Source organism: Streptomyces marincola (assembly GCF_020410765.1).
Lineage (GTDB): Bacteria > Actinomycetota > Actinomycetes > Streptomycetales > Streptomycetaceae > Streptomyces > Streptomyces marincola.
Genome location: NZ_CP084541.1, coordinates 25,838 through 46,730 on the forward strand (window position 1 = coordinate 25,838; position 20,893 = coordinate 46,730).

Annotated in this window: 21 protein-coding genes; 5 read left to right on the forward strand and 16 right to left on the reverse strand. The window is 75.0% G+C overall.

Annotated features, from left to right (window positions below; genetic code table 11):
* Positions 1-16: 16 nt before the first annotated feature.
* Positions 17-2,275, reverse strand: a complete 2,259-nt coding sequence (locus LC193_RS00120; RefSeq protein ID WP_226069967.1) for an MMPL family transporter — start codon at positions 2,273-2,275, stop codon at positions 17-19.
* Positions 2,276-2,451: 176 nt separating this feature from the next.
* Between LC193_RS00120 and LC193_RS00125 the strand changes: the two genes are divergently transcribed.
* Positions 2,452-3,243, forward strand: coding sequence for an AfsR/SARP family transcriptional regulator (locus LC193_RS00125; protein WP_226069970.1), 792 nt, complete (start codon positions 2,452-2,454; stop codon positions 3,241-3,243).
* Here the strand turns inward: LC193_RS00125 and LC193_RS00130 are convergent.
* Positions 3,198-4,508, reverse strand: a complete 1,311-nt coding sequence (locus tag LC193_RS00130) for a geranylgeranyl reductase family protein (protein ID WP_226078417.1) — start codon at positions 4,506-4,508, stop codon at positions 3,198-3,200. The two genes, LC193_RS00125 and LC193_RS00130, sit on opposite strands and share 46 nt — an antisense overlap.
* A gap of 176 nt (positions 4,509-4,684) precedes the next feature.
* Here LC193_RS00130 and LC193_RS00135 point away from each other — a divergent pair, with 176 nt between their 5' ends.
* Complete coding sequence (locus LC193_RS00135; protein WP_226069974.1) at positions 4,685-6,061, forward strand: dipeptidase; 1,377 nt, start codon at positions 4,685-4,687, stop codon at positions 6,059-6,061.
* Between the two features lie 106 nt (positions 6,062-6,167).
* On the opposite strand, the gene LC193_RS00140 is transcribed toward LC193_RS00135, so the two are convergent.
* From LC193_RS00140 to LC193_RS00160, 5 genes are all read right to left on the reverse strand, one after another.
* Positions 6,168-6,731 (reverse strand): hypothetical protein, encoded by a 564-nt coding sequence (locus tag LC193_RS00140; RefSeq protein ID WP_086162535.1) that lies wholly within the window; start codon positions 6,729-6,731, stop codon positions 6,168-6,170.
* A 137-nt stretch (positions 6,732-6,868) separates the two neighbouring features.
* Positions 6,869-7,429, reverse strand: coding sequence for a class F sortase (locus LC193_RS00145; RefSeq protein WP_404819503.1), 561 nt, complete (start codon positions 7,427-7,429; stop codon positions 6,869-6,871).
* A 222-nt stretch (positions 7,430-7,651) separates the two neighbouring features.
* Positions 7,652-8,674, reverse strand: coding sequence for an NUDIX hydrolase (locus LC193_RS00150; RefSeq protein WP_226069998.1), 1,023 nt, complete (start codon positions 8,672-8,674; stop codon positions 7,652-7,654).
* A gap of 26 nt (positions 8,675-8,700) precedes the next feature.
* Positions 8,701-9,666 carry an ROK family protein gene (locus LC193_RS00155; protein WP_226070001.1) on the reverse strand — a complete coding sequence of 322 codons (966 nt, stop codon included), beginning with the start codon at positions 9,664-9,666 and terminating at the stop codon, positions 8,701-8,703.
* 87 nt (positions 9,667-9,753) lie between these two features.
* Positions 9,754-11,028 carry a DUF6986 family protein gene (locus LC193_RS00160; protein WP_226070004.1) on the reverse strand — a complete coding sequence of 425 codons (1,275 nt, stop codon included), beginning with the start codon at positions 11,026-11,028 and terminating at the stop codon, positions 9,754-9,756.
* A 238-nt stretch (positions 11,029-11,266) separates the two neighbouring features.
* Here LC193_RS00160 and LC193_RS00165 point away from each other — a divergent pair, with 238 nt between their 5' ends.
* On the forward strand, positions 11,267-11,485 hold the full coding sequence (locus tag LC193_RS00165) for a hypothetical protein (protein WP_226070007.1): 219 nt from the start codon (positions 11,267-11,269) through the stop codon (positions 11,483-11,485).
* A 37-nt stretch (positions 11,486-11,522) separates the two neighbouring features.
* On the opposite strand, the gene LC193_RS00170 is transcribed toward LC193_RS00165, so the two are convergent.
* The 3 genes from LC193_RS00170 to LC193_RS00180 all read right to left on the reverse strand — a co-directional run bounded on the left by LC193_RS00170 (position 11,523) and on the right by LC193_RS00180 (position 13,944).
* Positions 11,523-12,485, reverse strand: coding sequence for an electron transfer flavoprotein subunit alpha/FixB family protein (locus LC193_RS00170; protein ID WP_226070009.1), 963 nt, complete (start codon positions 12,483-12,485; stop codon positions 11,523-11,525).
* Between the two features lie 68 nt (positions 12,486-12,553).
* Positions 12,554-13,339 (reverse strand): electron transfer flavoprotein subunit beta/FixA family protein, encoded by a 786-nt coding sequence (locus tag LC193_RS00175; protein ID WP_226070011.1) that lies wholly within the window; start codon positions 13,337-13,339, stop codon positions 12,554-12,556.
* 197 nt (positions 13,340-13,536) lie between these two features.
* Positions 13,537-13,944 (reverse strand): TlpA family protein disulfide reductase, encoded by a 408-nt coding sequence (locus LC193_RS00180; protein WP_226070014.1) that lies wholly within the window; start codon positions 13,942-13,944, stop codon positions 13,537-13,539.
* A 200-nt stretch (positions 13,945-14,144) separates the two neighbouring features.
* Between LC193_RS00180 and LC193_RS00185 the strand changes: the two genes are divergently transcribed.
* Positions 14,145-14,855 carry a lysophospholipid acyltransferase family protein gene (locus tag LC193_RS00185; RefSeq protein ID WP_226070025.1) on the forward strand — a complete coding sequence of 237 codons (711 nt, stop codon included), beginning with the start codon at positions 14,145-14,147 and terminating at the stop codon, positions 14,853-14,855.
* A 94-nt stretch (positions 14,856-14,949) separates the two neighbouring features.
* On the opposite strand, the gene LC193_RS00190 is transcribed toward LC193_RS00185, so the two are convergent.
* The 4 genes from LC193_RS00190 to LC193_RS00205 form a co-directional block, all read right to left on the reverse strand.
* Positions 14,950-16,041 carry a threonine aldolase family protein gene (locus tag LC193_RS00190; RefSeq protein ID WP_226070030.1) on the reverse strand — a complete coding sequence of 364 codons (1,092 nt, stop codon included), beginning with the start codon at positions 16,039-16,041 and terminating at the stop codon, positions 14,950-14,952.
* On the reverse strand, positions 16,026-16,790 hold the full coding sequence (locus LC193_RS00195; protein ID WP_226070033.1) for an SDR family NAD(P)-dependent oxidoreductase: 765 nt from the start codon (positions 16,788-16,790) through the stop codon (positions 16,026-16,028). Before LC193_RS00195 ends, LC193_RS00190 begins: the two co-directional genes overlap by 16 nt.
* Before the next feature lie 82 nt (positions 16,791-16,872).
* Complete coding sequence (locus LC193_RS00200) at positions 16,873-18,270, reverse strand: DUF6421 family protein (RefSeq protein WP_226070047.1); 1,398 nt, start codon at positions 18,268-18,270, stop codon at positions 16,873-16,875.
* 271 nt (positions 18,271-18,541) lie between these two features.
* Entirely contained in the window at positions 18,542-19,123 is a 582-nt protein-coding gene (locus LC193_RS00205; RefSeq protein WP_404819321.1) for a GNAT family N-acetyltransferase, read from the reverse strand.
* A gap of 129 nt (positions 19,124-19,252) precedes the next feature.
* Here LC193_RS00205 and LC193_RS00210 point away from each other — a divergent pair, with 129 nt between their 5' ends.
* Positions 19,253-20,194 (forward strand): M56 family metallopeptidase, encoded by a 942-nt coding sequence (locus LC193_RS00210; protein ID WP_226070053.1) that lies wholly within the window; start codon positions 19,253-19,255, stop codon positions 20,192-20,194.
* 36 nt (positions 20,195-20,230) lie between these two features.
* Here LC193_RS00210 and LC193_RS00215 read toward each other — a convergent pair whose 3' ends face one another.
* Entirely contained in the window at positions 20,231-20,458 is a 228-nt protein-coding gene (locus tag LC193_RS00215) for a hypothetical protein (RefSeq protein WP_086161868.1), read from the reverse strand.
* Between the two features lie 180 nt (positions 20,459-20,638).
* Entirely contained in the window at positions 20,639-20,851 is a 213-nt protein-coding gene (locus LC193_RS00220) for a hypothetical protein (protein WP_226070055.1), read from the reverse strand.
* Between the last annotated feature and the right edge of the window lie 42 nt (positions 20,852-20,893).

A 20,893-nucleotide genomic window follows, 5' to 3' on the forward strand; every position in this document is an offset into this window, starting at 1 on the left:
GGCCGGCCAGTGGTGTTCAGCCGGCGTACTCGCGTCGCGGTGCCCCGGTCTCGTGTGGCACCGGGGTCGGAGCCGCGGGGGGCGCGGCGTGTTCGCGCAGCCCGAACCGGGCGTGCACCCGGCGCAGCAGGGGCGGGGCCCACCAGTTGGCGGCGCCCGCCAGGCGCATCGACACCGGGAGCAGGACCATGCGGATCAAGGTGGCGTCGGCCAGGATCACCAGAGCGGTGCCGACCCCGAGTTCCTTGAGGAAGACGATGCCGCTGGTGGCGTAGGTGGCGAAGGTGACGACCAGGATGCCGGCCGCGGCGGTGATCAGTGGCGCGGTGCGGGCGATGCCGGTGGCGACGGCGTGCCGGGTGTCGCCGGTCAGGTCGTGCTCCTCCTTGATGCGGGACAGCAGGAACACCTCGTAGTCCATGGACAGGCCGTAGGTGATGCAGAACATCAGCATGGGGATGCTGGGTTCGATGGAGCCGGTCGGGGTGAAGCCGAGGAGTCCGGAGAAGTTGCCGTCCTGGAAGATCCACACCAGGGCGCCGAACATGACCGACAGGCTGAGCAGGTTCAGGACCGTCGCCTTGAGCGGCAGCAGCACGCTGCCGGTCATCAGGAACAGGACCCCGCAGGTCACCAGGAGGACGAGGGCGGCGACGAGCGGCACGCGTTCGAGCAGGGTGGCGCGGAAGTCGCTGGTCTCGGCCGGGTAGCCGCCCACCTCGGCCGCGTAGGGCGCGGGCACGTCGCGGATGTCGGCGACGAGGCCGGGCACGTCGCCCTCCATGGCCTCCTGGGTGGGCACCACGGAGATCAGGGCCCCGCCGGACGCGGACACGGCGTCCTGCGCCGCGGCGCCCGGCGGCGCGACCAGTTCTCCCGCGCGGTGGGTGCCGGCGGCGGAGACGGCGTGGAAGACGCCGGGGACGCGCGAGAGTTCGGCGGCGTAGGCGGCGACGTCCGCCTCGGCTACCCCGGTGGGGCCTTCGCTGACGACGTACAGGGTGTCGGTGGCCTCGGCGGGGAAGTGCTCGCGCACGTCCTCGGACATCTCGCGGCTGGAGGTGCCCTCGGGCAGGGTGCGCTGGTCGGGGAGGCCGAACCGCAGTCCGAGGACGGGTGAGGCGGCCACGAGCAGCACGGCGAGCGCCGCCGCGCCGGCCAGGACCGGCCGCCGCATCACGGCCAGCGCCGTGCGCCGCCAGAAGCCTCCGTCGCCCGGGGCGGCGGGGGTGCCGGGGCGTTCGACGCGGTGCCCCCAGCGGGCGAGCGCGGCGGGCAGCACGACGACGGCGCCGGCCACGGCGGTCAGCACGACGAGCACGCCCGCGTAGGCGAAGGAGCTGAGGAAGAAGAACGGGAAGACCAGCAGCGTGGACAGCGACACGGCGACGGTGAGGCCGCTGAACATGACGGTGCGCCCCGCCACGGCGACCGAGCGCCGCACGGCGTCCTCGCGCGGCAGCCCGGCGGCGCGTTCCTCGCGGTAGCGGTTGATCACGAAGAGGCAGTAGTCGATGCCGAGGCCGAGCCCCAGGACGAGCGCGAGGTTGGCGGCGAACGTCGAGACTTCCGTGAACTGGGCGAGGAGCCGCAGTCCCGCGAGGGTGCCGAGCACCGAGAGCAGTCCGACGCCGACGGTGAGCAGGGCCGCGACGGTCCGCCGGTACACCAGGATCAGCAGCAGCAGGACGGCCGGGAGCACGACGGCCTCGGCGGTCAGGAAGTCCTGCGCCGCCTGCTCGCCGACCTGCCGGGAGACTTCTTCCTGGCCGCCGACGGCGACGTCGATGTCGGGCGTGGTGCGGGCCAGTCGGGGCGAGAGGTCGGCCAGTTCCGCGCGTGTGTCGGTGGCGGTGCCCTCCAGCCGGGCCAGGACCAGGGCGCGTTGCCCGTCGGTGCTGCGCAGGGCCGGGTCGCGCCCCTCCCAGTAGGCGGCCACGTCGGTGACCATGGGGTGGCCGGCCAGTTCCGCGGCCAGGTCGCGCCCGGCGGCGGCCACGGCCGCGGTGTCCACGTCGCCGTGCCGCGCGGTGACGAGCAGCGCGAGGTTGGGGTTGCCGGTGCCGTACTCCTCGCGCAGGACGTCCTGCACGCGTACGGATTCGGTGCCCGGCGCGTCCCAGCGGGCCATGTCGAGATCGCTCTGGGCCCCGGCGCCGTAGATGCCGGCCCCGAGGAACATCACCAGGGCGGCGATGAGTACCGCTCCCGCGCGCCGGACCGTGAACCGGCCCAGGCGGGCCAGTGGCCCGCCGTCCCCGTCGTGCTGCGCCATGGTCCGCGTTTCCTTCCGTCCGTCGCGTGGTGTGCCGCCACGCTGACGCGCGCCGCTGACCACGCGCTGGAACGCGCGCTGGAACGTCCGCTGGCACGCTGTCGCCGCCCCGGGGCGGCGGCCCGCGGGACACGCGCCGCGGGGGCGCCGGGCGGCCTCCGCGTTAGGCTCTGGCCATGGCTGACGGTCTGCGTTTCGAACTCCTCGGGCCGCTGCGCGCGTCCGGTCCCCGCGGTGAGGTGCCGCTCGGCGCGCCGCGCCAGCGGGCCGTGCTCGCGGTCCTGCTGCTCCAGGAGGGCCGGCCGCTGTCGTACGCGGCGCTCGTCGACGCGCTGTGGGGCGAGGAACCGCCCGCGCACGTGCGGAACTTGGTGCAGAAGTACGTCTCGGGGCTGCGCCGGGCGTTCGCGTCCGCGGGCGGCGGCCCCGGCGTTCCGCAGCTGCGGTGGACCGGGAGCGGTTACCTGCTGACCGGCGCGGAGGCCGCCGACGTGCGCGAACGCCTGGCGCTGCTGGGCCGGGCCCGCGTCGCGCGGGACGCCGGGGACCTGCGGACCGCGGTGCGGCTGGCCGGCGAGGCCGAGGCGCTGTGGCGCGGTGAGTTCGCCGAGGGGCTGGCGGGTCCGTTCCTGGCGGCGGAGCGGCTGCGGTGGGCGGAGAAGCGTCTGATGCTGCTCGAAGCCCGGCTGGAAGGGGAGTTGCGCCTGGGCCGCTACCACGAGTGCGTGCACGAACTGGTCAGGCAGGTCGCCGCGCACCCGCTGCGCGAGCGCCTGGTGTGGCTGCTGATGCTCGCGCGTTACCGCAGCGGGCAGGCGTCGGCGGCGCTGACGGAGTTCGAGGAGGCGCGGCGCCGGATCGCCGTGGAGATGGGTGCGGACCCGGGGCCGGCGCTGCGCGCCCTGCACGAGCGGATCCTGCGTCAGGACCCCGGGCTGCTGCTGGCGGAGCCCGCGCTGGTCTCCTGATCCCCGCTGCCCGCCGGCCGCTTCCGCGCCTTGTCGCCCTCCCCCGCGTTCCCGTCCTTGCCCGGCGCCGGGTCGAGGGCGGCCAGCGTTCTGCGCGCCACGGGGTGGGCGCGGACCAGGCCGGCCAGGGTGGTCGAGCCGCGCGTGATGCGCCCGAACGCGGCCCACGCGGGGCGGAAACCGACCATGGCGGTGTGCAGCAGCCGGGGGTGCTCGGCGTAGACCCCGAGCACGCGGCGCCCGACGCCCATCTCGACGCCGAGTCCCGACTTGATGGCGAACGCGTAGTTCAGCGCCTGCCTGCGGGCGTCGACGGCGTCGCCGGCCTCGGCGACGCGCACGGCCCACTGGCCGGCCAGCCGCCCCGAGCGCAGGGCGAAGGAGATGCCCTCCCGCGTCCACGGCTCCAGCAGGCCGGCCGCGTCGCCGCAGACCAGGACCCGGCCGCGGGAGAGCGGCGAGTCGTCGGTGCGGCAGCGGGTGAGGTGGCCGGAGGAGATCGAGGGCTCGAACCCGGCCAGGCCGAGGCGCGCGATGAAGTCCTCCAGGTAGCGCTTGGTCGCGGCGCCGTCGCCCCGGGCGGAGATCACACCCACGGTGAGGGTGTCGCCCTTGGGGAAGACCCACCCGTAGGAGCCGGGCAGCGGCCCCCAGTCGATCAGGACGCGGCCGGCCCAGTCGCGGGCGACCTCGGGTGGCACGGGGATCTCCGATTCGAGGCCGAGGTCCACCTGCCCCACGCGCACGCCGACGTGCGCGCCTATCCGGCTCGCGCTGCCGTCGGCGCCGACCACGGCCCGGGCGAGCACGGTCTCCCCGTTCGCGAGCACGACGGCGACGGTGCGCCGGTCGGGGACGGCGGGGCCGTGCTGCTCGACGCGCGACACCGCGGCCCCGGTGCGCAGTTCGGCGCCCGCCCGCACCGCGGCCTCGACCAGCCGCTGGTCGAACTCGGGGCGGTTGACCAGGCCGAACAGCATCCGCTTGGAGCGCCTGGTGCGGGTGAGCCGGCCGTTCAGCGAGAACGTGACGGCGTGCACGCGGTCGCGCAGGGGGAGTTCGAACCCGGGTGGCAGCGCGTCCCTCGACGGCCCGATGATGCCGCCGCCGCAGGTCTTGTAGCGGGGCAGTTCCGCCTTCTCCAGGAGCAGAACGCGCCGGCCGGCCTCCGCCGCGGCCCGGGCGGCGGACGCCCCTCCGGGTCCGGCACCCACCACCACGACGTCCCACACCAGTTCGGCCCCGGCTTCGTTCTCGCTGGTCACGATGTGCTGCCGCTCCCCGCTTGCGTCTGACGATTCGGTCACCGCGAGGCATCCTAGTTCGCGCTCTTCCGGCAACCCGGCTGTGGGATCATCGACAGGTCCCCTTTTGCCGAACGTGTGGCGGGTGCGTCGCTCTCTTGGGCCTGCTTCGTGCGCCCGCACGGAGGAGGAATGTGATGCAGCACAGTCCGGAGCAGGACACCGTCGCCACCGCTGTCGCGGCGCTCATGCCGCGCGCCCGGGAGGAGTTGGCCGAGCTGGTCGCCTTCCGCTCCGTGGCGGACCCGGCGCAGTACCCCGTCGAGGAGTGCCACGCGGCGGCCGACTGGATCGCCGCGGCGCTCAGGGCGGAGGGCTTCGACGAGGTGGCGCTGCTGGACACGCCGGACGGGACGCGTTCGGTGTACGGGCACCTGCCGGGCCCGCAGGGCGCGCCGACCGTTCTGCTGTACGCGCACTACGACGTACAGCCGCCGCTGGACGAGGAGCGCTGGATCTCGCCGCCGTTCGAGCTGACCGAACGCGACGGCCGCTGGTACGGGCGCGGCGCGGCCGACTGCAAGGGCGGCGTGCTGATGCACCTGCTCGCGCTGCGGGCCCTGCGGTCCACCGGTGGGGTGCCCGTCGGCGTGAAGGTGATCGCGGAGGGGTCGGAGGAGCAGGGCACCGGCGGCCTGGAGCGGTACGCGGAGGAGCACCCCGAGCTGCTGGCCGCCGATGTGATCGTGATCGGCGACACCGGGAACGTCCGCGTGGGGCAGCCGACGGTGACGGCCTCGCTGCGCGGCATGGCGGCGCTGCGGGTGCGGGTCGAGAGCCTGGCGGGCAACCTGCACTCCGGGGCGTTCGGCGGCGCGGCGCCGGACGCGCTCGCCGCGTTGATCCGGATGCTGGCCTCCCTGCACGCGGAGGACGGGTCCACCACCATCGACGGGCTCGCGGGGGACGGCACCTGGCAGGGGAGCGACTACGCGGAGGAGCGGTTCCGGGCGGACGCGCAGGTGCTCGACGGGGTGGGGCTCATGGGCTCGGGTTCCGTGGCGGACCGGCTGTGGGCCCGGCCTTCGGTGACGGTGTGCGGCATCGACTGCCCGCCGGTGGTGGGCGCGACGCCGGCGGTGCAGGCCGGCGCGCGGGCGCTGCTCGGCCTGCGGGTGCCGCCCGGAGTGCCGGCGCGCGAGGCCGGTGACCTGCTGGCCGCCCACCTGACCGCGCGGGCCCCGTGGGGCGTGCGGGTCGAGACCGAACTGGTGGGCACCGGGGAGGGGTTTCTGGCCGACACCGCGAGTCCGGCGTACGAGGCGATGGAGTCGGCGCTGCGCGACGCGTACGACGGCACCCGCATGGCGGTGGTCGGGCAGGGCGGGTCGATTCCGCTGACCAGCACGCTCGCCGGGCTCTACCCCGAGACGGAGATCCTGCTGATCGGGCTGAGCGAGCCCGAGGCGCGCATCCACGCGGTGAACGAGAGCGTGTCGCCGGAGGAGCTGCGGCGCCTGGCCGTGGCCGAGGCCCTCTTCCTGCGGCGGTGCGCCACGGCGGGGCGCGGCTGAGCGCCGCGGAACGGGCCGCGCCGCCGGTGGACCGCGGCTCGCCGCGCGGTGCTCGCGCCGGCCGGCGCGCGGGGCCGGGTGTGCGGGGCGCCGGGGGGTGCGGCCGTCAGCGGTGCCTGCCGGTCCTGCGGCGGGCGGCGACGAGGACGGCTCCGGTCACGGCCGCGGTCGTGAGGCCGGCGCCCGCCCAGAGCATCGTGTCGCCGTTCGACTGGGTGCCACCGACGCCGGCCTGGGCGCCGCGGGTGGGCAGCACGGTGGAACTCGCCGTCGGCCGTGCCGAGCCGGTCTGCGTGGGCGAGGCGCTCGCGGAGAGGATGTCGAGCGTCGCCGTGCCCGACTGGCCGCCGCAGGTGAACCGCACCTCGTACTCGGTGCCCGGCCTGGCGTCGGTGTCGACGGTGGTGCGGGCGCTCTGCAACTCGCCCGGCATGCCGAGCACGACCCGGTCGAAGACCGCGGACTCGGCGGTCGCCTCGTGGCGGGTGCAGTTGGTGACGGTCAGGTCGATCGCCCCGCCGGGGCGCACGGCCGCCGGCGAGACGCTGAAGCCGAAGGACGCGGCCTTCGGGTGGGCCGGCCGTTCCTCGGCGAGGGCGGCGGGCGCGCCCGCCGCCCAGACCGCCGCGCCCAGTCCGGCGGCGGCCAGTGCGGTACGCAGTGCTGTCATCATCAAGCTCCTCTGTCGACGTGCGCGTCACCCTGCACAGCGACATTAAGCGGATGAAATGCCCTATAACGCACCATGCGCGACATACGGGTTAGGGGGTGCCGCCGTTCGCGTGACCCGGCGTCACCCGGCGTCCGTCACCCGGCGTCCGTCATGCGCGCGTACACCACGACGTTGTCCTCGTAGCCCGAGTCCTGCTCGAAGCTGCCGCCGCAGGTGATCACGCGCAGTTCCGGCTGCCCGGTGTCGTGGTAGACCGACGGCGGCACCTCGTCCTTGTCGTAGACCGCGACGTCGTACACGGTGAAGCGGACGGCCACGCCGTCCTCGCGGATCACCTCGACGGCGTCCCCGGGGCGCAGTACGCCCAGGCCGTAGAACACGGCAGGGCCCGAGGCGTTGTCCACGTGGCCGACGATCACGGCGGTGCCCCGGGCGCCGGGTGCGGCGCCGTCCTGGTACCAGCCGGCGAGGTTGGCGATCTCCTGCGGGGGCGCGTCGACCCAGCCCTCGGGGTCGAGGCCGACGTTCATGAGCGGGGCCTCCACGTCGATGGCGGGGATGGAGACCCAGGTGGGAACGGCGGGCCGCAGGGGTGCCGCCGCGCCCGCGGCGCCGCCGGGCGCGGCGGCGCCGGCCGCGCGCCGCGCGTCGCCCGGCTGGGGCGGAGGTGCCTGCTGCCCTGTGCCCGCCGCCATCACGGAGATGCCCAGGACGACTGTGCCCGCCAGCAGGGCGAGGGCCGCCCGCGGCCCCCAGCCGGGCGGTTCGCCGGCGGGGCCGTCATGGGCGTTGGCTATGTACTCCGGGTGCTCCGGCAGGCGCATGGCTGTCACCGATCCGGCAGGGCTCTCCCCGGTCCGGGGCCGTCACCGCCACGCTAGATGCGGCGCGGCCGGCGCGCGATTCGGCGGCCGGTGTCAGCCGCCCACGGGGACGCCCGCCTCCAGGTTGAGCGGCCGGCCCTCGGCGCGGGCGCGCAGCGCCCAGCGCAACCGGGCGAACCTGCCGGGCGACAGCAGCCGTTCTGCCTCGTCCTGGGCGGCGAACCGCCAGCCGCGCAGCTCGGCGCCCGGAAGCAGCAGGTCGCGCATCCGGTCGGGGGCGAGCCGCCCGCCGTCGAAGAGAAGGCGCAGGCCGCCGAAGCGGGGCGGGGAGGGCGGCTCCCAGTCGACGATGAGCAGGGCGGGTTCGTGGGTGAGGTGCAGGCCCAGTTCCTCGGCGACCTCGCGCACAGCGGCCCGGGCCGGCGGCTCGCCGGCCTCGACGACACCGCCGGGGAACTCCCAGCCCGGCTTGTAGGTGGGGTCGACCAGCAGGACGCGGTCCTCGTCGTCGAAGAACAGGACGCCGGCCGCCAGGGTCTCGGCGCTCGGCGCGGGGGTCTGCACGATCTCGCACGTGCCGGCGCCCGTTCTGACGCCCTCGGCGAGCAGTTCCGCGGTCTGCCGCGGCGTGAGCCGCGAGGTCTCCAGGGTGTGGGCGTCCGCGGTCAGCCACGGGAGTGCGGCGCCGTAGCGCGGCAGGTGGCCGAGGCACCAGCCGCGCACGGCGTCGCCGTCGACCGCGGCGCGCTGGTCGATCCGGCTGCGCAGGAACGTTTCTTCTACGTGGAGCAGGAAGTGCTGCACGGGTATGCGGCGGGCGGCGAACCCGCCGAATATCTCGTCGCGGTACTCCTGTTCGAGAAGCGTCATGGGCGCGATCAGCGGGCCGGGCAGCTCGGCCAGCAGCGCGGCCCCCGTGTCGACGACGAGCCGGCGCCAGGAGGGCAGGTCCTGGACCTCGTCGACGTGGGCCAGCCGCTCCTTGGGCAGCATGGCGCGCAGCCCGGCGGCGACGAGCTCCGGGTCGTAGAGCGTGCTGCCCGGCAGCAGGTGCAGCAGCTCGTGGGCGACGGTCGTCTTGCCCGCGCCGAAGGCGCCGTTCAGCCAGATAATCACGGTCCCCCTCCTTGTTCGCCCTTGTGTCAGTTGCCCGCTGCGCCGTGGGCCAGAAACGTGGCCGCGTCGCTCCAGCAGGCGGCGGCGGCGCCGACCAGCCCCGCGTCGGCACCGAGCTGCGCGGGCACGACCTCGATGGACCGCACGAACGGCAGCGTGGCGTACGCGCCGAGCGCGCGGCGCAGCGGGCCGAACAGCACCTCGCCCGACAGGCTCACTCCCCCGCCGACCACGACGGTCTCCAGCTCGACGAGGGTCGCGGTCGCGGCGATGCCGGCGGCGAGCGCGTGCGCCGACCGTTCGAACGCCTCGACGGCCACCGGGTTGCCCCGGGCCGCCGCGCGGGCGACACCCGCGGCGGTGGCGTCGCCGTCCTCGGGCTCGGGGCGCCAGCCGGCCGCGAGCGCGTAGCGGGCGATGTTCGTGCCGCTGGCGATGCGTTCCACGCAGCCGCGACCGCCGCAGGGGCACAGGTCGCCGTTGAAGTCGACGCTGATGTGGCCGATGTGGCCGGCGTTGCCCGTGGGTCCCGGGCGCAGGCGCCCGTCCAGGATCAGGCCGCCGCCGACGCCGGTGGAGACCACCATGCACAGCGCGTTGGCGCGGTCGCGCGCGGCGCCGCGCCAGTGCTCGCCCGCGGCGATGGCCGCGCCGTCGCCGACCAGCGTGACGGGCAGGGCGCCGACGGTCGCGCGGACGCCGTCGACGAGCGGGAAGTCGCGCCAGCCGGGGATGTTGACCGGGCTGACCGTGCCGAGGCGGGCGTCGACCGGGCCCGCGCTGCCGATGCCGACGGCCACGACACGCTCCCACGCGGCGTGCTCGGTCAGCGCCGTGAGCACGCCGGTCAGTGCACGCATGACGCCCTCGGCCGGGTCCTTGGCCGGGGTGGGGCGCTGCACACGGTGGAGAAGCACACCGTCGGCGTCCACGAGGGCGCCGGCGATTTTCGTGCCGCCGATGTCCACGGCAGCGACAAGATCAGTGGTCATGGACAGGAAGCCTGATCCGTGGTGGCCCGGGTTGTCCAGTCGGATGCGCCGGCGCCCGGGCCGGCGGGACGCTCCCGGCGGCGCCGGTCACGGGTCCCGGCGGCCGGCCAGCGCGTGGAGGCGGGTGCGGGTCAGGCCGGTGGGGCCGGTCACCTCGGCCGTGTCGAGCGCTCCGCAGTCGAGTCCGCGCAGCAGGAAGCCGCTGAGCGCCCGCGCGGTGGCGGGTTCGTCGAGCACGCCGGACGCGGTGCCGCCCGTGTAGGCGGCGAGACGTTCCGCCGCTTCCGGCAGTCCCTCGCGGTAGTGGCCGTACACGGCCGCGTAACGGGTCGGCAGGTGGCCGGGGTGCATGTCCCAGCCCTGGTAGTAGGCGCGCGCCAGGGCCCGCCTGACCAGGCCGTGGTGCGCCCGCCAGGCCCGGTGCACCTGCTGCGTGGAGCCGACGGGGAGCACGTTGGTCGAGCCGTCGGAGAGCTGGACGCCGCGGCCCGCGGCGGCGGCCTGCATCACGGCCTTGGCGTGGTCGGCCACGGGGTGGTCGGGGCTCTGGTGGGCGGCGCCGACCCCGCAGGCCGCGCTGTAGTCGAACGTGCCGTAGTGCAGCGCGACGAGGCGGCCCTCGGCCGCGTCGATCATGCGCGCGACGGTGGCCCGGCCGTCGGCGCCGAGGACGGCCTGCGTGGTCTCGATCTGGATCTCGAACGTTAGGCGCCCGCGCGGCAGGGCGAACGCCCGCTCGAACTCCTCGCACAGCCGGGCCATCGCGGCGACCTGTTCCGGGTAGCCGGCCTTGGGCAGTGTGATGCGCAGGCCGGGCGGCGGCGGTCCCGCGTCGGCCAGCGCGGTGAGGAAGACGTCGAGGGTGCGGATGCCGCGGGCCCGCGCGGGGGCCTCCAGGCTCTTGACGCGCAGGCCGGCGAACGGCGGTGCGGTGCCGTCGGCGCGGGCCCGGGCGAGCAGGCGGGCGGCCCGGGCGGCGTCGGCGTCCTCCTCGGCGTCCGGGCGGGTTCCGTAGCCGTCCTCGAAGTCGACGCGCAGGTCCTCCACGGGCTCCCGGCCGAGCTTGGCGAGCACCCGTTCGTACACGGGCCCGGCCAGCGCGCGCGGCAGGCCGAGGGCCGCGGCGAACGCCGGCGCGTCCGGCGCGTGTTCGGCGAGCAGCGCCCGGGCGGCCTCGCCCCAGGCGTGCACGGTGTCCCGGGCGAAGCGGTCGGCGGGGACGTAGACGGTGTGCACCGGCTGCCGGCCGGTCGGATCGCCCGGGTAGCGGCGGGCGAGGTCGGCGTCGACGGCGGCGAGCGAGGCGTCGGCCGCCGCGCGCGCGGCGGCCGTCAGGCTGGTGGCCGGTTCCCCCGCTGCCATGCGGCCTCCCGTCGGGCGGGGAGCGCCCCGTTCGGCACCTCGTCGGCGATGCGGTGCGCCAGCAACGTACCCGGCGGCGGGAGGGAACACAACGGATCGCGCGTCATCCGGCGTTCACGCCGTGCCGCCGCGCCGCCACGGAGAGTTGACCGCCGGGCAAAGAGCGCGTCATATGCCTGCCGCAGGCTGGTGGCCGGCGGGGATTCCGCCGCATCCGGGATTCGTGGAGGAGACGGTCATGGACCAACAGCACATGCTCGCCGGGCTGGCGTTCGGGCTTCTGGCCGAGGACGACGGGAGCGGGCCGCCGCCCGCCCTGCCGGGGCACGAGGCGGAGCGGCGCAGGACGCGCCGCCCGGCGGCCCCGGAGCGCGACGCCGCGCCGCGGGCCGGCGGGGGAAGCCGGCGCGGGTTCTTCCGGCGTTCGCGCGCGGCGGCGCCCGCCGCGGTCACCTGATGAGGAGCGCGCGGCGGGCGCGGCGCGGGGCCGGGCGTCAGCCCTTGCGGGCGCGCACCTCTGCCGTGAGCGCGGGGACGACGTCGAACAGGTCGCCGACCAGGCCGTAGTCCGCCAGCTCGAAGATCGGCGCCTCGCTGTCCTTGTTGATGGCGACGATGGTCTTCGAGGTCTGCATGCCCGCGCGGTGCTGGATCGCGCCGGAGATGCCGGCGGCGACGTACAGCTGCGGGGAGACGGTCTTGCCGGTCTGTCCGACCTGGTGCGCGTGCGGGTACCAGCCGGCGTCGACGGCGGCGCGCGAGGCGCCGACGGCCGCGCCGAGCGCGTCGGCGAGTTCCTCGATCAGGGCGAAGTTCTCCGCTCCGTTCACGCCCCGGCCGCCGGAGACCACGATGGCGGCCTCGGTGAGGTCGGGCCTTCCGGTGGACTCGCGCCGGCTGCGCGAGACCACGCGGGTGCCGGTGGCCGACGGCCCGAAGGAGACGGCGAGTTCCTCGACGGTGCCCGCGGCGGGCGCGGCCTCGGGGGCGGCCGAGTTCGGCTTCACCGTGATGACCGGCGTGCCCTGGGTGACGCGGGATGTGGTGGTGAACGCGGCGGCGAACACCGACTGGTGGGCGACGGGGCCCTCCTCGCCCGCCTCCAGGTCCACGGCGTCGGTGATGAGGCCGGAGCCGAGGCGCAGCGCGAGGCGCGCGGCGATCTCCTTGCCCTCGGCGGACGAGGGGATCAGGACGGCGGCGGGGCCGACGGCCTCGGCCGCCGCCTGGAGGGCGTCGACCTTGGGCACCACGAGGTAGTCGGTGAACTCCTGGGCGTCGGCGGCGAGTACGCGGACGGCGCCGTGTTCGGCCAGGACGCCCGCGGCGTTGCCGGCTCCGGGGCCGAGGTGGACGGCGACGGGGTCGCCGACGCGGCGGGCGAGGGTGAGCAGTTCCAGGGTCGGCTTGCGGACATCGCCGTCCACGTGGTCGACGTAGACAAGGACTTCGGCCATGGGATCGTTCTCCAGCGAGAGGTGCGGGCGGGGTGGTCTGGTGACGGGGTGCGGGCGGGGCCGGTCCGTCAGATGAACTTGTGCTCCGCGAGGAAGGCCGCGACCTGCTTGCCGCCCTCGCCCTCGTCGGTGACGATCTCGCCCGCCGTGCGCGGCGGGCGCGCGGTCGCGGACAGCACCTCGGTCCTCGCGCCGGCCAGGCCGACCTCGTCCGCCTCGATGCCGAGGTCCTCCAGGTCGAGGTTCTCCACCGGCTTCTTCTTGGCGGCCATGATGCCCTTGAAGGAGGGGTAACGCGCCTCGCCCGACTGGTCGGTGACGGAGACGACCGCGGGCAGGTCCGCTTCGAGCCGCTCGGTCGCGGCGTCCCCGTCGCGCCGGCCGCCGACCTTGCCGTCGGTCAGGCCGAGTTCGGAGAGCAGCGTCACCTGCGGGACGCCGAGGCGTTCGGCGAGCAGCGCGGGCAGCACGCCCATGCTGCCGTCGGTCGAGGCCATGCCGCAGATCACCAGGTCGTAGCCGGTGTGCTCGACGGCCTTGGCGAGCACCAGGGAGGTGCCCATCACGTCGGTGCCGTGCAGGTCGTCGTCCTCGACGTGCACGGCCTTGTCCGCGCCCATGGACAGGGCCTTGCGCAGCGCGTCGTTCGCGTCCTCGGGGCCGACGGTGAGGACGGTGACCTCGGCGTCGTCCGCGTCCTCGGCGAGGCGCAGCGCCTGTTCGACCGCGTACTCGTCCAGTTCGGACAGCAAGCCGTCCACGGCTTCCCTGTCGGTCGTCAGATCCTCGGCGAAGCCCCGGTCACCGGTGGCGTCGGGCACGTACTTCACACAGACAACGATCTTCAAGCTCACGCCGTCTCTCTCCTACCGCTCTCGGTCCGCACACGGGCACGGGAAGATCACCCGGATTGTTACTCGTCAGTACAACCAGGGTATCCCCCCTCCGCAAGAATGTCGCACTGTGACCTTGCCAACGTGCGTATGGTCAGATCAAACGCGGTGTCCGTGCGCCGTTCCGCCACCTGCCGTCCCCTGATCCCTGCCCCGGATCAGCCCGCCGCACCGCCGCCGTCCCCGGCCGGCCGCTCCGCGTCGATCGCCGCGCCGAGCGCCGCGATGACGTCCGCCCTGCGCGGCTGCCCCGCGGCCCTGCGCACCTCGCGGCCGGCCGCGTCGAGCACGAGAACGGTGGGGGTGGCGGTGATCCCGAGCCCGCGGACGAGGCCGAGCCTGGACTCCGCGTCGATCTCCACGTGCGCGACCCCTCCGACCATCGCGGCCACGTCGGCCAGGACCCGCCGGGTCGCCGCGCAGGGCCGGCAGAACGCCGTCGAGAACTGCACCAGCGTCGCCCGCTCCCCCAGCCGCCCCACGCCGAGCGCCGCGGCCGTCAGCCGGCCGGGCGCCTCCGGCTCGCCCTGCCCCGCCCCGTCCTGCCCGTGGTCCCGGTCCCGCATGCCGTGTCTCCCGCCGTGCTTCCCTCACCGTCGCGTCACGGGGTGCAGCGCGGTCGGCCGCCCGTTTCATTCCGCCGCCGCCCCGCCCCGCGGGGCCGGCCGGGCGCCGGGCTGGCGTTCGAGACCGCTTTCGGGCACGATCGGGCGATGCCGGAAGTTACGGAGGCGTAGGTTCCTCCCGCTCGGAAGAAGGGCCCCGCATGGCAGAGCTTGTTTACCCGCCGGTCATCGCCGTTGCCCGGACGATGTTCAAGGCGCTCGACCTGCGCTTCGACATCGCCGGCAGCGAGCACGTGCCGCGGCGCGGCGGTGCCGTGCTGGTCAGCAACCACATCGGCTACCTCGACTTCGTCTTCGCCGGACTCGCGGCGCGCCCCCGCAAGCGGCTGGTGCGCTTCATGGCCAAGGAATCGGTCTTCAAGCACCGCGTGTCGGGTCCGCTGATGCGTGCCATGAAGCACATCCCGGTGGACCGGGCCCAGGGCGAGCACGCCTTCGAGCACGCCTTGAAGGCCCTGCGCTCGGGCGAGATCGTCGGGGTGTTCCCCGAGGCGACGATCTCCCCGTCGTTCACGCTGAAGAAGTTCAAGTCGGGCGCCGCGCGCATGGCGCAGCAGGCCGGCGTTCCGGTGCTGCCGGTGGCGCTGTGGGGCACGCAGCGGCTGTGGACCAAGGGCCGCAAGCGCGACTTCAGCCGCAGCCACGTGCCGATCACGATCCGGGTCGGCGAGCCGATGACCCCCGATCCCGAGGAGTCGGCGGCGTCGCTGACGGAACGGCTGCGCGACCGGGTGCAGGAGCTGCTTGAGGCGGCGCAGCGCGCCTACCCCGCCAAGCCCGAAGGCCCCGAGGACGCGTGGTGGCTGCCGGCCCACCTGGGCGGGACCGCGCCGGCCCCAGGGGCACGTTAGGCGCGGTCCCGACGCTCCCGCCGGGCCCCTCCCGACCCGGCGGCCGGAGGTGTCCCCCGGCGCGAGCCGAACGGGCACGACCGCGGGACAGGACTCAGGCCGGCGCTTCCGTGCGGGCCGCCTCCTCGCGGAGCGCGGCGGCGAAGGCGTCGACGTCCGCCTCGGTCGTGTCGTGGGAGCACATCCAGCGGACGTCGCCTGCCGCCTCGTCCCAGACGTAGAAGTGGTGCCGCTTGCCCAGCCGTTCGATCGTCTCGTGCGGCAGGCGGGCGAAGACCACGTTGGCCTGCACCGGGTACAGCACCCGCACGCCGGGCACGTCGCGGACCGCGGCGGCCAGCCGGGCGGCCATCGCGTTGGCGCGGCCGGCCGAACGCAGCCACAGGTCCCCCGCGAGCAGCGCCTCGAACTGGGCGGAGACGAAACGCATCTTGGCCGCCAGCTGCATGGACTGCTTGCGCACGTGGGGCATGGCGCGCACGGCCTCGGGCCGCAGCACCACCACGGCCTCGCCGAACAGCATGCCGTTCTTGGTGCCGCCGAACGACACCACGTCCACGCCCACGTCGGTGGTGAACGCGCGCAGGGGCAGGCCCAGGGCCGCCGCCGCGTTGGCGATCCGGGCGCCGTCGACGTGGAGGGCCATGCCGCGCTCGTGCGCGAAGTCCGCGACGGCGCGGATCTCCTCGGGCGTGTAGAGGGTGCCGAGTTCGGTGCTCTGGGTCAGCGACACGACCTGCGGCATCGCGCGGTGCTGGTCCTCGAAGCCGTACGCCTCCCGGGCCACCAGGTCGGGGGTCAGCTTGCCGTCGGGCGTGGGCACGGGCAGCAGCTTCAGGCCGCCGACGCGCTCGGGCGCGCCGCATTCGTCGGTGTGGACGTGCGCGTTCGTGGTGGTCACCACCGCGCCCCACCGGTCGGTGAGGGCCTGGAGGGCGACGACGTTGGCGCCGGTTCCGTTGAAGACGGGGAACGCCTCGGCGCGCGGGCCGAAGTGGTCGCGGAATATGTGTTGCAGGTGCGCGGTGTAGTCGTCGGCGCCGTAGGCGGGCTGGTGGCCGCCGTTCGCGAGACTGAGCGCGGCCAGTATCTCGGGGTGGACGCCGGCGTAGTTGTCGCTGGCGAAGCCGCGCGCGTCCGGGTCGTGGCGGCGCTCGGCGTCGGTGCGGGTCAGGGAGTCAGCCACAGGCGGTTTCCGTTCACTTCGTCGGTGGGCCTGCTCCACAGGCCGCAGATGGTCTCGGCCAGCTCCTCGACGTCGGTGAAGCCGGCGAACGCGGCGCCGGGCTTCCGGTCCCGCATCGCCTGCGTCACCAGGGCCTTGACCACGAGGACCACGGCGGCGGCGGGCGGCGGGCCGCCGGCCGCGCTCCTGCGGAAGCCGTCGGCGAGGGCGAGGGTCCACGCCTCGGCGGCGGCCTTGGCGGCGGCGTAGGCGGCGTTCCCCGCGGTCGGGCGGCTGGCGCCGGCGGCGCTGACCAGCACCCAGCGGCCGTTCCCCGACCGGGTCAGCGGGCCCTCGAAGGCGAGCGAGGTGTGCTGCACGGTGCGGACCAGCAGGTCGTGGAGCAGGTCCCAGTCGGCGAGGTCGGTCTCGGCGAAGGACGCGGAGCCGCGCCAGCCGCCGACCAGGTGGACCAGTCCGTCGACGCGCCCGTACTCCTTCTCCGCCTTGGCCGCCCACGCGCGGGTGGCTCCTGCGTCCAGCAGGTCGACGGCGTCCCCGGTGACCCGGGCGCCGCCGTGCGCGAAGCGCGCCGCGTCCACGGCCTCGGCCAGGCGCTGCGCGTCCGCGTCGGCGGCGACGACGGTGGCGCCGCGCCGCGCCAGGCCGAGCAGGGCGGCGCGGCCGGCGGGGCCGCCCGCGCCCGCCACGGCGACGACCGCGCCCGCGAGGGCGCTGCCGTCCGCCGGTTCCGGCGTGCTGCTGGTCATGTGTGCGCCTTCCTCGTCGTGGTCGCCGCCCCGGCGGCCTCCCTCTCCGGGCTCCATGATGCCCCCGGACGCGAGGCCGTGATCACGCGGCCTCCGCCCGCCGCTCGTCCGCCGTGATGCCGCGGGTCGACTCGATCACCGTGCGCAGTTTCTTGGCGAGCGCCTCGTAGAACAGGCTCAGCGGGAACTCGTCAGGAAGCACGTCGTCGACCAGCTTGCGCGGCGGCAGGGTCAGGTCGAGGGCGTCGGCGCCCTTGGCCCACCGCGAGGCGGGGTGGGGCGCGAGGTGGGCGGCGACCAGCTCGTACGCCTTGAGCCAGTGCACGATCTTGGGCCGGTCGATGCCCTTGCGGTAGAGGACTTCGATCTCCTCGCGCAGCCTGGCCGTGATCACCCGGGCGCGCTCCCAGTCGACGCTCAGCCGGTTGTCCGTCCAGCGCAGCGCGTCGTGCTGGTGCAGGTAGGCGAACAGCAGCTGCCCGCCGAGCCCGTCGTAGTTGCGGCTGCGGGCGCCGGTGACCGGGAAGCGGAACACGCGGTCGAGCAGCACCGCGTACTGCACGTCCCGGCCCTGCGGGTGGCCCTCGGCGGCGAGCAGGCCGGCCTCGTGGAACGCGGTGAGGTCGCAGCGCAGCTCTTCGAGGCCGTACATCCAGAACGGCTGCCGCTGCTTGATCATGAACGGGTCGAACGGCAGGTCGCCGTGGCTGTGCGTGCGGTCGTGGATCAGGTCCCAGAGCACGAACGTCTGCTGGCAGCGTTCCTGGTCGGTGAGCAGCCCGCGGGCCTCCTCCGGCAGGCTCAGACCGGTGGTCTCGCAGGCCGCGCCGACCACGCGGCGGAAGCGGGCGGCTTCGCGGTCGCAGAAGATGGCGCCCCAGGTGAAACGTTCCGGTGCCTTGCGGACCGCGACGGTCTCGGGGAAGAGCACCGCGGAGTTCGTGTCGTAGCCCGGGGTGAAGTCCTCGAAGGTGATGCCGAGGAACATCGGGTTGTCGAAGCGGGTGCGCTCCAGCTCCGCGAGCCAGTCGGGCCACACGACGCGTACGACGACCGCTTCCAGGTTGCGGTCCGGGTTGCCGTTCTGCGTGTACATGGGGAAGACGACGAGATGCTGCCGCCTGTCCGCGCGGTCGGCGCTCGGCCGGAAGGCGAGCAGCGAGTCGAGGAAGTCGGGCACGCCGAAGCCCTCGGCGGCCCAGCGGCGCAGGTCGGCGACGAGGGCCCGGTGGTAGTCGGCGTCGTGCGGCAGCAGGGGGGAGAGCCGCTCGATCGCGGCGACGGCGCGTTCGGCCAGGCGGGTGACCTCGGCGCGGTCCGGTGCCGCCTCGGCACCGAAGTCGATGGAACCGTCCTTCGACTGGGCCGGGCGGATGGCCGCCACGGCTCGTTTCAGCTCGCCCCAGGCCGGGTGGTCGACGACGCGGACGTCAGCGACAGCGCCGCCCTCCGACCCCGAAGACGCCAAAGTTACCGTCATGACCCACCCTCCACAGTAGATTTTGCGTGATACCACGGTATCCTGAGCAGATCATCCGCTCAACCAGGTGGGCAGCGGGAATGTGAACGGCTCGCCCGTCGCGGGAGGGCCGGCGGTCGCCGCCGAAGACGGGGAGCGGCCCACGGCCGCCCCGCGGACACCGCGGACCGGCCGCCGCGCGCGGGTGCGCGCCCGCGCGCGGCGACGGGCGGGCAGGGGGCAGGGAGGAAGGGGGAAGGGGGGTGGGTGAGGTGAGTGAGGGGGCGGGCCGTCAGGACAGACGCTTGACCAGCGTCTCGAACTCCAGCCCGGCGTGCCGCGGCAGGCCGAACCGCTCGTCGCCGTAGGGGAACGGGGACGTGGTGCCCGTGCGCGCGTACCCGCGGCGCTCGTACCAGGCGATCAGCTCCGCGCGCGGGGTCAGCACCTGCATCTCGATCCGCCCGGCGCCCCACTCCTCGCGCGCGACCCGTTCGGCCTCGGCGAGCACGAGGCGCCCGAGCCCGGCCGCCTGGAGGTCGGGCCGGACCGCGAACATCCCGAACAGCGCCGTTCCCCGTTCGTCCCCGCCCTCCTTCCCGTCCTCGCGGCTGAGGCGGCAGCAGGCGACCAGGTCCCCGTTCCGCTCGGCGAGCAGCAGCCGGCCGCGCGGATCCGCCAGCGCGGCACCCACCTCGTCGGGCCCGGTGCGCCGGCCGTCGAGGAGGTCGGCCTCGGTCGTCCAGCCCGCGCGGCTCCGCTCGCCGCGGTAGGCGGACTCCACCAGGGCCACCACCGCGGGCACGTCGGCCTCGGTCGCGGTCCTGAATCCCAGCGAACCTGTGGTCTCTCCGCTCGTCCCCACGCGCAGCATCGTACGGCGCGCCCGGTGCCGCCCGCCCGGCACCGGTGGCGGCACGGGAGCCGGCGGTCGCTGAGGCGTACGCCACAGGAACGGGTGCCCGACCGCGGTGGGCGCGGCGCCGCGTTCTAGGCTGGAGGCATGGTGATCGCCATGACACTGCTCGTGCTGGGCGGCCTCACCGCGGCGATGGCGCCGCGCGTGCTGGCCCGTGGGTCGTGGCCGGACCGGGAGCCGGTGGTCGCGCTGTGGGTCTGGCAGTGCGTGGTGGCCGCGGTGCTGCTGTGCTGTGTCCTGGCGATGGCGCTCGCCGGAGCCGCCGCGTGGAACGGCGTGCGCGGCCACCTGTTCGCGCCCGCTCCGAGCCAGGTCATCGACGCCTACGCGCTCGGGCAGGACGGGCAGCGCTGGGCCGCCGCGCTGGCGCTGCTGCTGGCCTGCGGAGGCGCCTGGACCGCTGTGATGCTCACGCGGGAGGTGCGCCGGGGGCGCGCGGAACGCCGCAGGCGCCGCGCGGAGTTGCTGACCCGTTCGCCGCGGCTGCCGTGGGAGGCGGCCGATGCCTCGGACCGGCTGGTCGTCCTTGAGGACGACCGCCCCGATGCCTGGCTGCTCACCGGGCCCACGCCGCGGCTGGTGATCACGACCGGTGCGCTGCGCCGCCTGAACCGCAGGCAGCTCGATGCCGTCACCGCGCACGAGCAGGGGCACGTCAGGGCCAGGCACCACTGGCTGCTGCACTGCGCGGGCGCGCTGGCGGGCGGGTTCCCCCAGGTGCCGGTGTTCGCCGCCTTCCAGCAGCAGGTGCACCGCCTGATCGAACTGGCCGCCGACGACGTGGCGTCCCGCCGGTTCGGCCGCCTGACCACGGCCCTGGCGCTGGTCGGGCTCAACGAGGACCGGGGGGCGTTCGCGCGCGACCCGCACCACGCGCACGTGCCGCACCGCGTGCACCGGCTGCTCGGGCCCGCGCAGCGGCTGCCCGCCGCGCACCGGCTGCGCCTGGCCGCCGCCGCGACGCTGATCCCGGCGGTGCCCCTGCTCGTCGCCTTCGCCCCAGGGCTGCGGGCCCTCGGCGGCTGACCCGCGCCGACGGGCGCTCGGGCCGCAGGGCGCGGGTCACCAGGGGCGTCCCCTCGGGATGCGGGGGTCGTGGCGGCGGGCGGCCCACAGCACGGTGGTGCGGTTCATGACGAACGTCTCGCCCGAGTGGAACTCCAGCCGCTTGCGGCCAGCGCCCAGCGCGGTCAAGTCCCGCACGACGAAGCTCTGGCCGCCGATCATGACCTGGTCCCCGACGGCGACCGTGCGGGCGTCGATCTCCACGGCGACGATCACCCCCTTCACCGGTTCACCTCCCCACTCGGGGCGGCGGCCCCGGGCTCAGGCGCGGGCGCGGGCGGAAGGGGGTCGATGCACACGTTCGCCGCGTAGATCAGCACACCGCAGGACGAGCAGTGCTTCCCGTCCCACCGCAACACCAGCTCACCGCCATGAGGACATCCGGATGTGGACACGACAGCGCTCCTACGGGACGAGAGAGAAGCAGGCCACACGCATGCGGGCGGGGGCAGGGCAGTTGACCGCGATCGCCCGCTCACCGGCCGCACCGAACCAGGTGACGGCCTGGGGCGCGCGGAACGCGTGGCAGCGGTGCAGCGCATCCCGCCCCCGGCCGGACGGCGGTATCGCCGCGCCGCCGAGGGGCATCCACGGGGGCACAGCGTCGGGTCGCGTCATGGTCGGCTCCTTGAGAGGTTGCGACCAGCGACACTACGGAGG

Excerpts from the sequence above, each read along its gene's own strand:
- LC193_RS00120 (WP_226069967.1), bottom strand. The coding sequence starts at position 2,275 with ATGGCGCAGCACGACGGGGACGGCGGGCCACTGGCCCGCCTGGGCCGG.
- LC193_RS00125 (WP_226069970.1), top strand. The coding sequence starts at position 2,452 with ATGGCTGACGGTCTGCGTTTCGAACTCCTCGGGCCGCTGCGCGCGTCC.
- LC193_RS00135 (WP_226069974.1), top strand. The coding sequence starts at position 4,685 with ATGCAGCACAGTCCGGAGCAGGACACCGTCGCCACCGCTGTCGCGGCG.
- LC193_RS00140 (WP_086162535.1), bottom strand. The coding sequence starts at position 6,731 with ATGACAGCACTGCGTACCGCACTGGCCGCCGCCGGACTGGGCGCGGCG.
- LC193_RS00145 (WP_404819503.1), bottom strand. The coding sequence starts at position 7,429 with ATGGCGGCGGGCACAGGGCAGCAGGCACCTCCGCCCCAGCCGGGCGAC.
- LC193_RS00155 (WP_226070001.1), bottom strand. The coding sequence starts at position 9,666 with ATGACCACTGATCTTGTCGCTGCCGTGGACATCGGCGGCACGAAAATC.
- LC193_RS00160 (WP_226070004.1), bottom strand. The coding sequence starts at position 11,028 with ATGGCAGCGGGGGAACCGGCCACCAGCCTGACGGCCGCCGCGCGCGCG.
- LC193_RS00165 (WP_226070007.1), top strand. The coding sequence starts at position 11,267 with ATGGACCAACAGCACATGCTCGCCGGGCTGGCGTTCGGGCTTCTGGCC.
- LC193_RS00170 (WP_226070009.1), bottom strand. The coding sequence starts at position 12,485 with ATGGCCGAAGTCCTTGTCTACGTCGACCACGTGGACGGCGATGTCCGC.
- LC193_RS00180 (WP_226070014.1), bottom strand. The coding sequence starts at position 13,944 with ATGCGGGACCGGGACCACGGGCAGGACGGGGCGGGGCAGGGCGAGCCG.
- LC193_RS00185 (WP_226070025.1), top strand. The coding sequence starts at position 14,145 with ATGGCAGAGCTTGTTTACCCGCCGGTCATCGCCGTTGCCCGGACGATG.
- LC193_RS00195 (WP_226070033.1), bottom strand. The coding sequence starts at position 16,790 with ATGACCAGCAGCACGCCGGAACCGGCGGACGGCAGCGCCCTCGCGGGC.
- LC193_RS00200 (WP_226070047.1), bottom strand. The coding sequence starts at position 18,270 with ATGACGGTAACTTTGGCGTCTTCGGGGTCGGAGGGCGGCGCTGTCGCT.
- LC193_RS00205 (WP_404819321.1), bottom strand. The coding sequence starts at position 19,123 with ATGCTGCGCGTGGGGACGAGCGGAGAGACCACAGGTTCGCTGGGATTC.
- LC193_RS00210 (WP_226070053.1), top strand. The coding sequence starts at position 19,253 with ATGGTGATCGCCATGACACTGCTCGTGCTGGGCGGCCTCACCGCGGCG.
- LC193_RS00220 (WP_226070055.1), bottom strand. The coding sequence starts at position 20,851 with ATGACGCGACCCGACGCTGTGCCCCCGTGGATGCCCCTCGGCGGCGCG.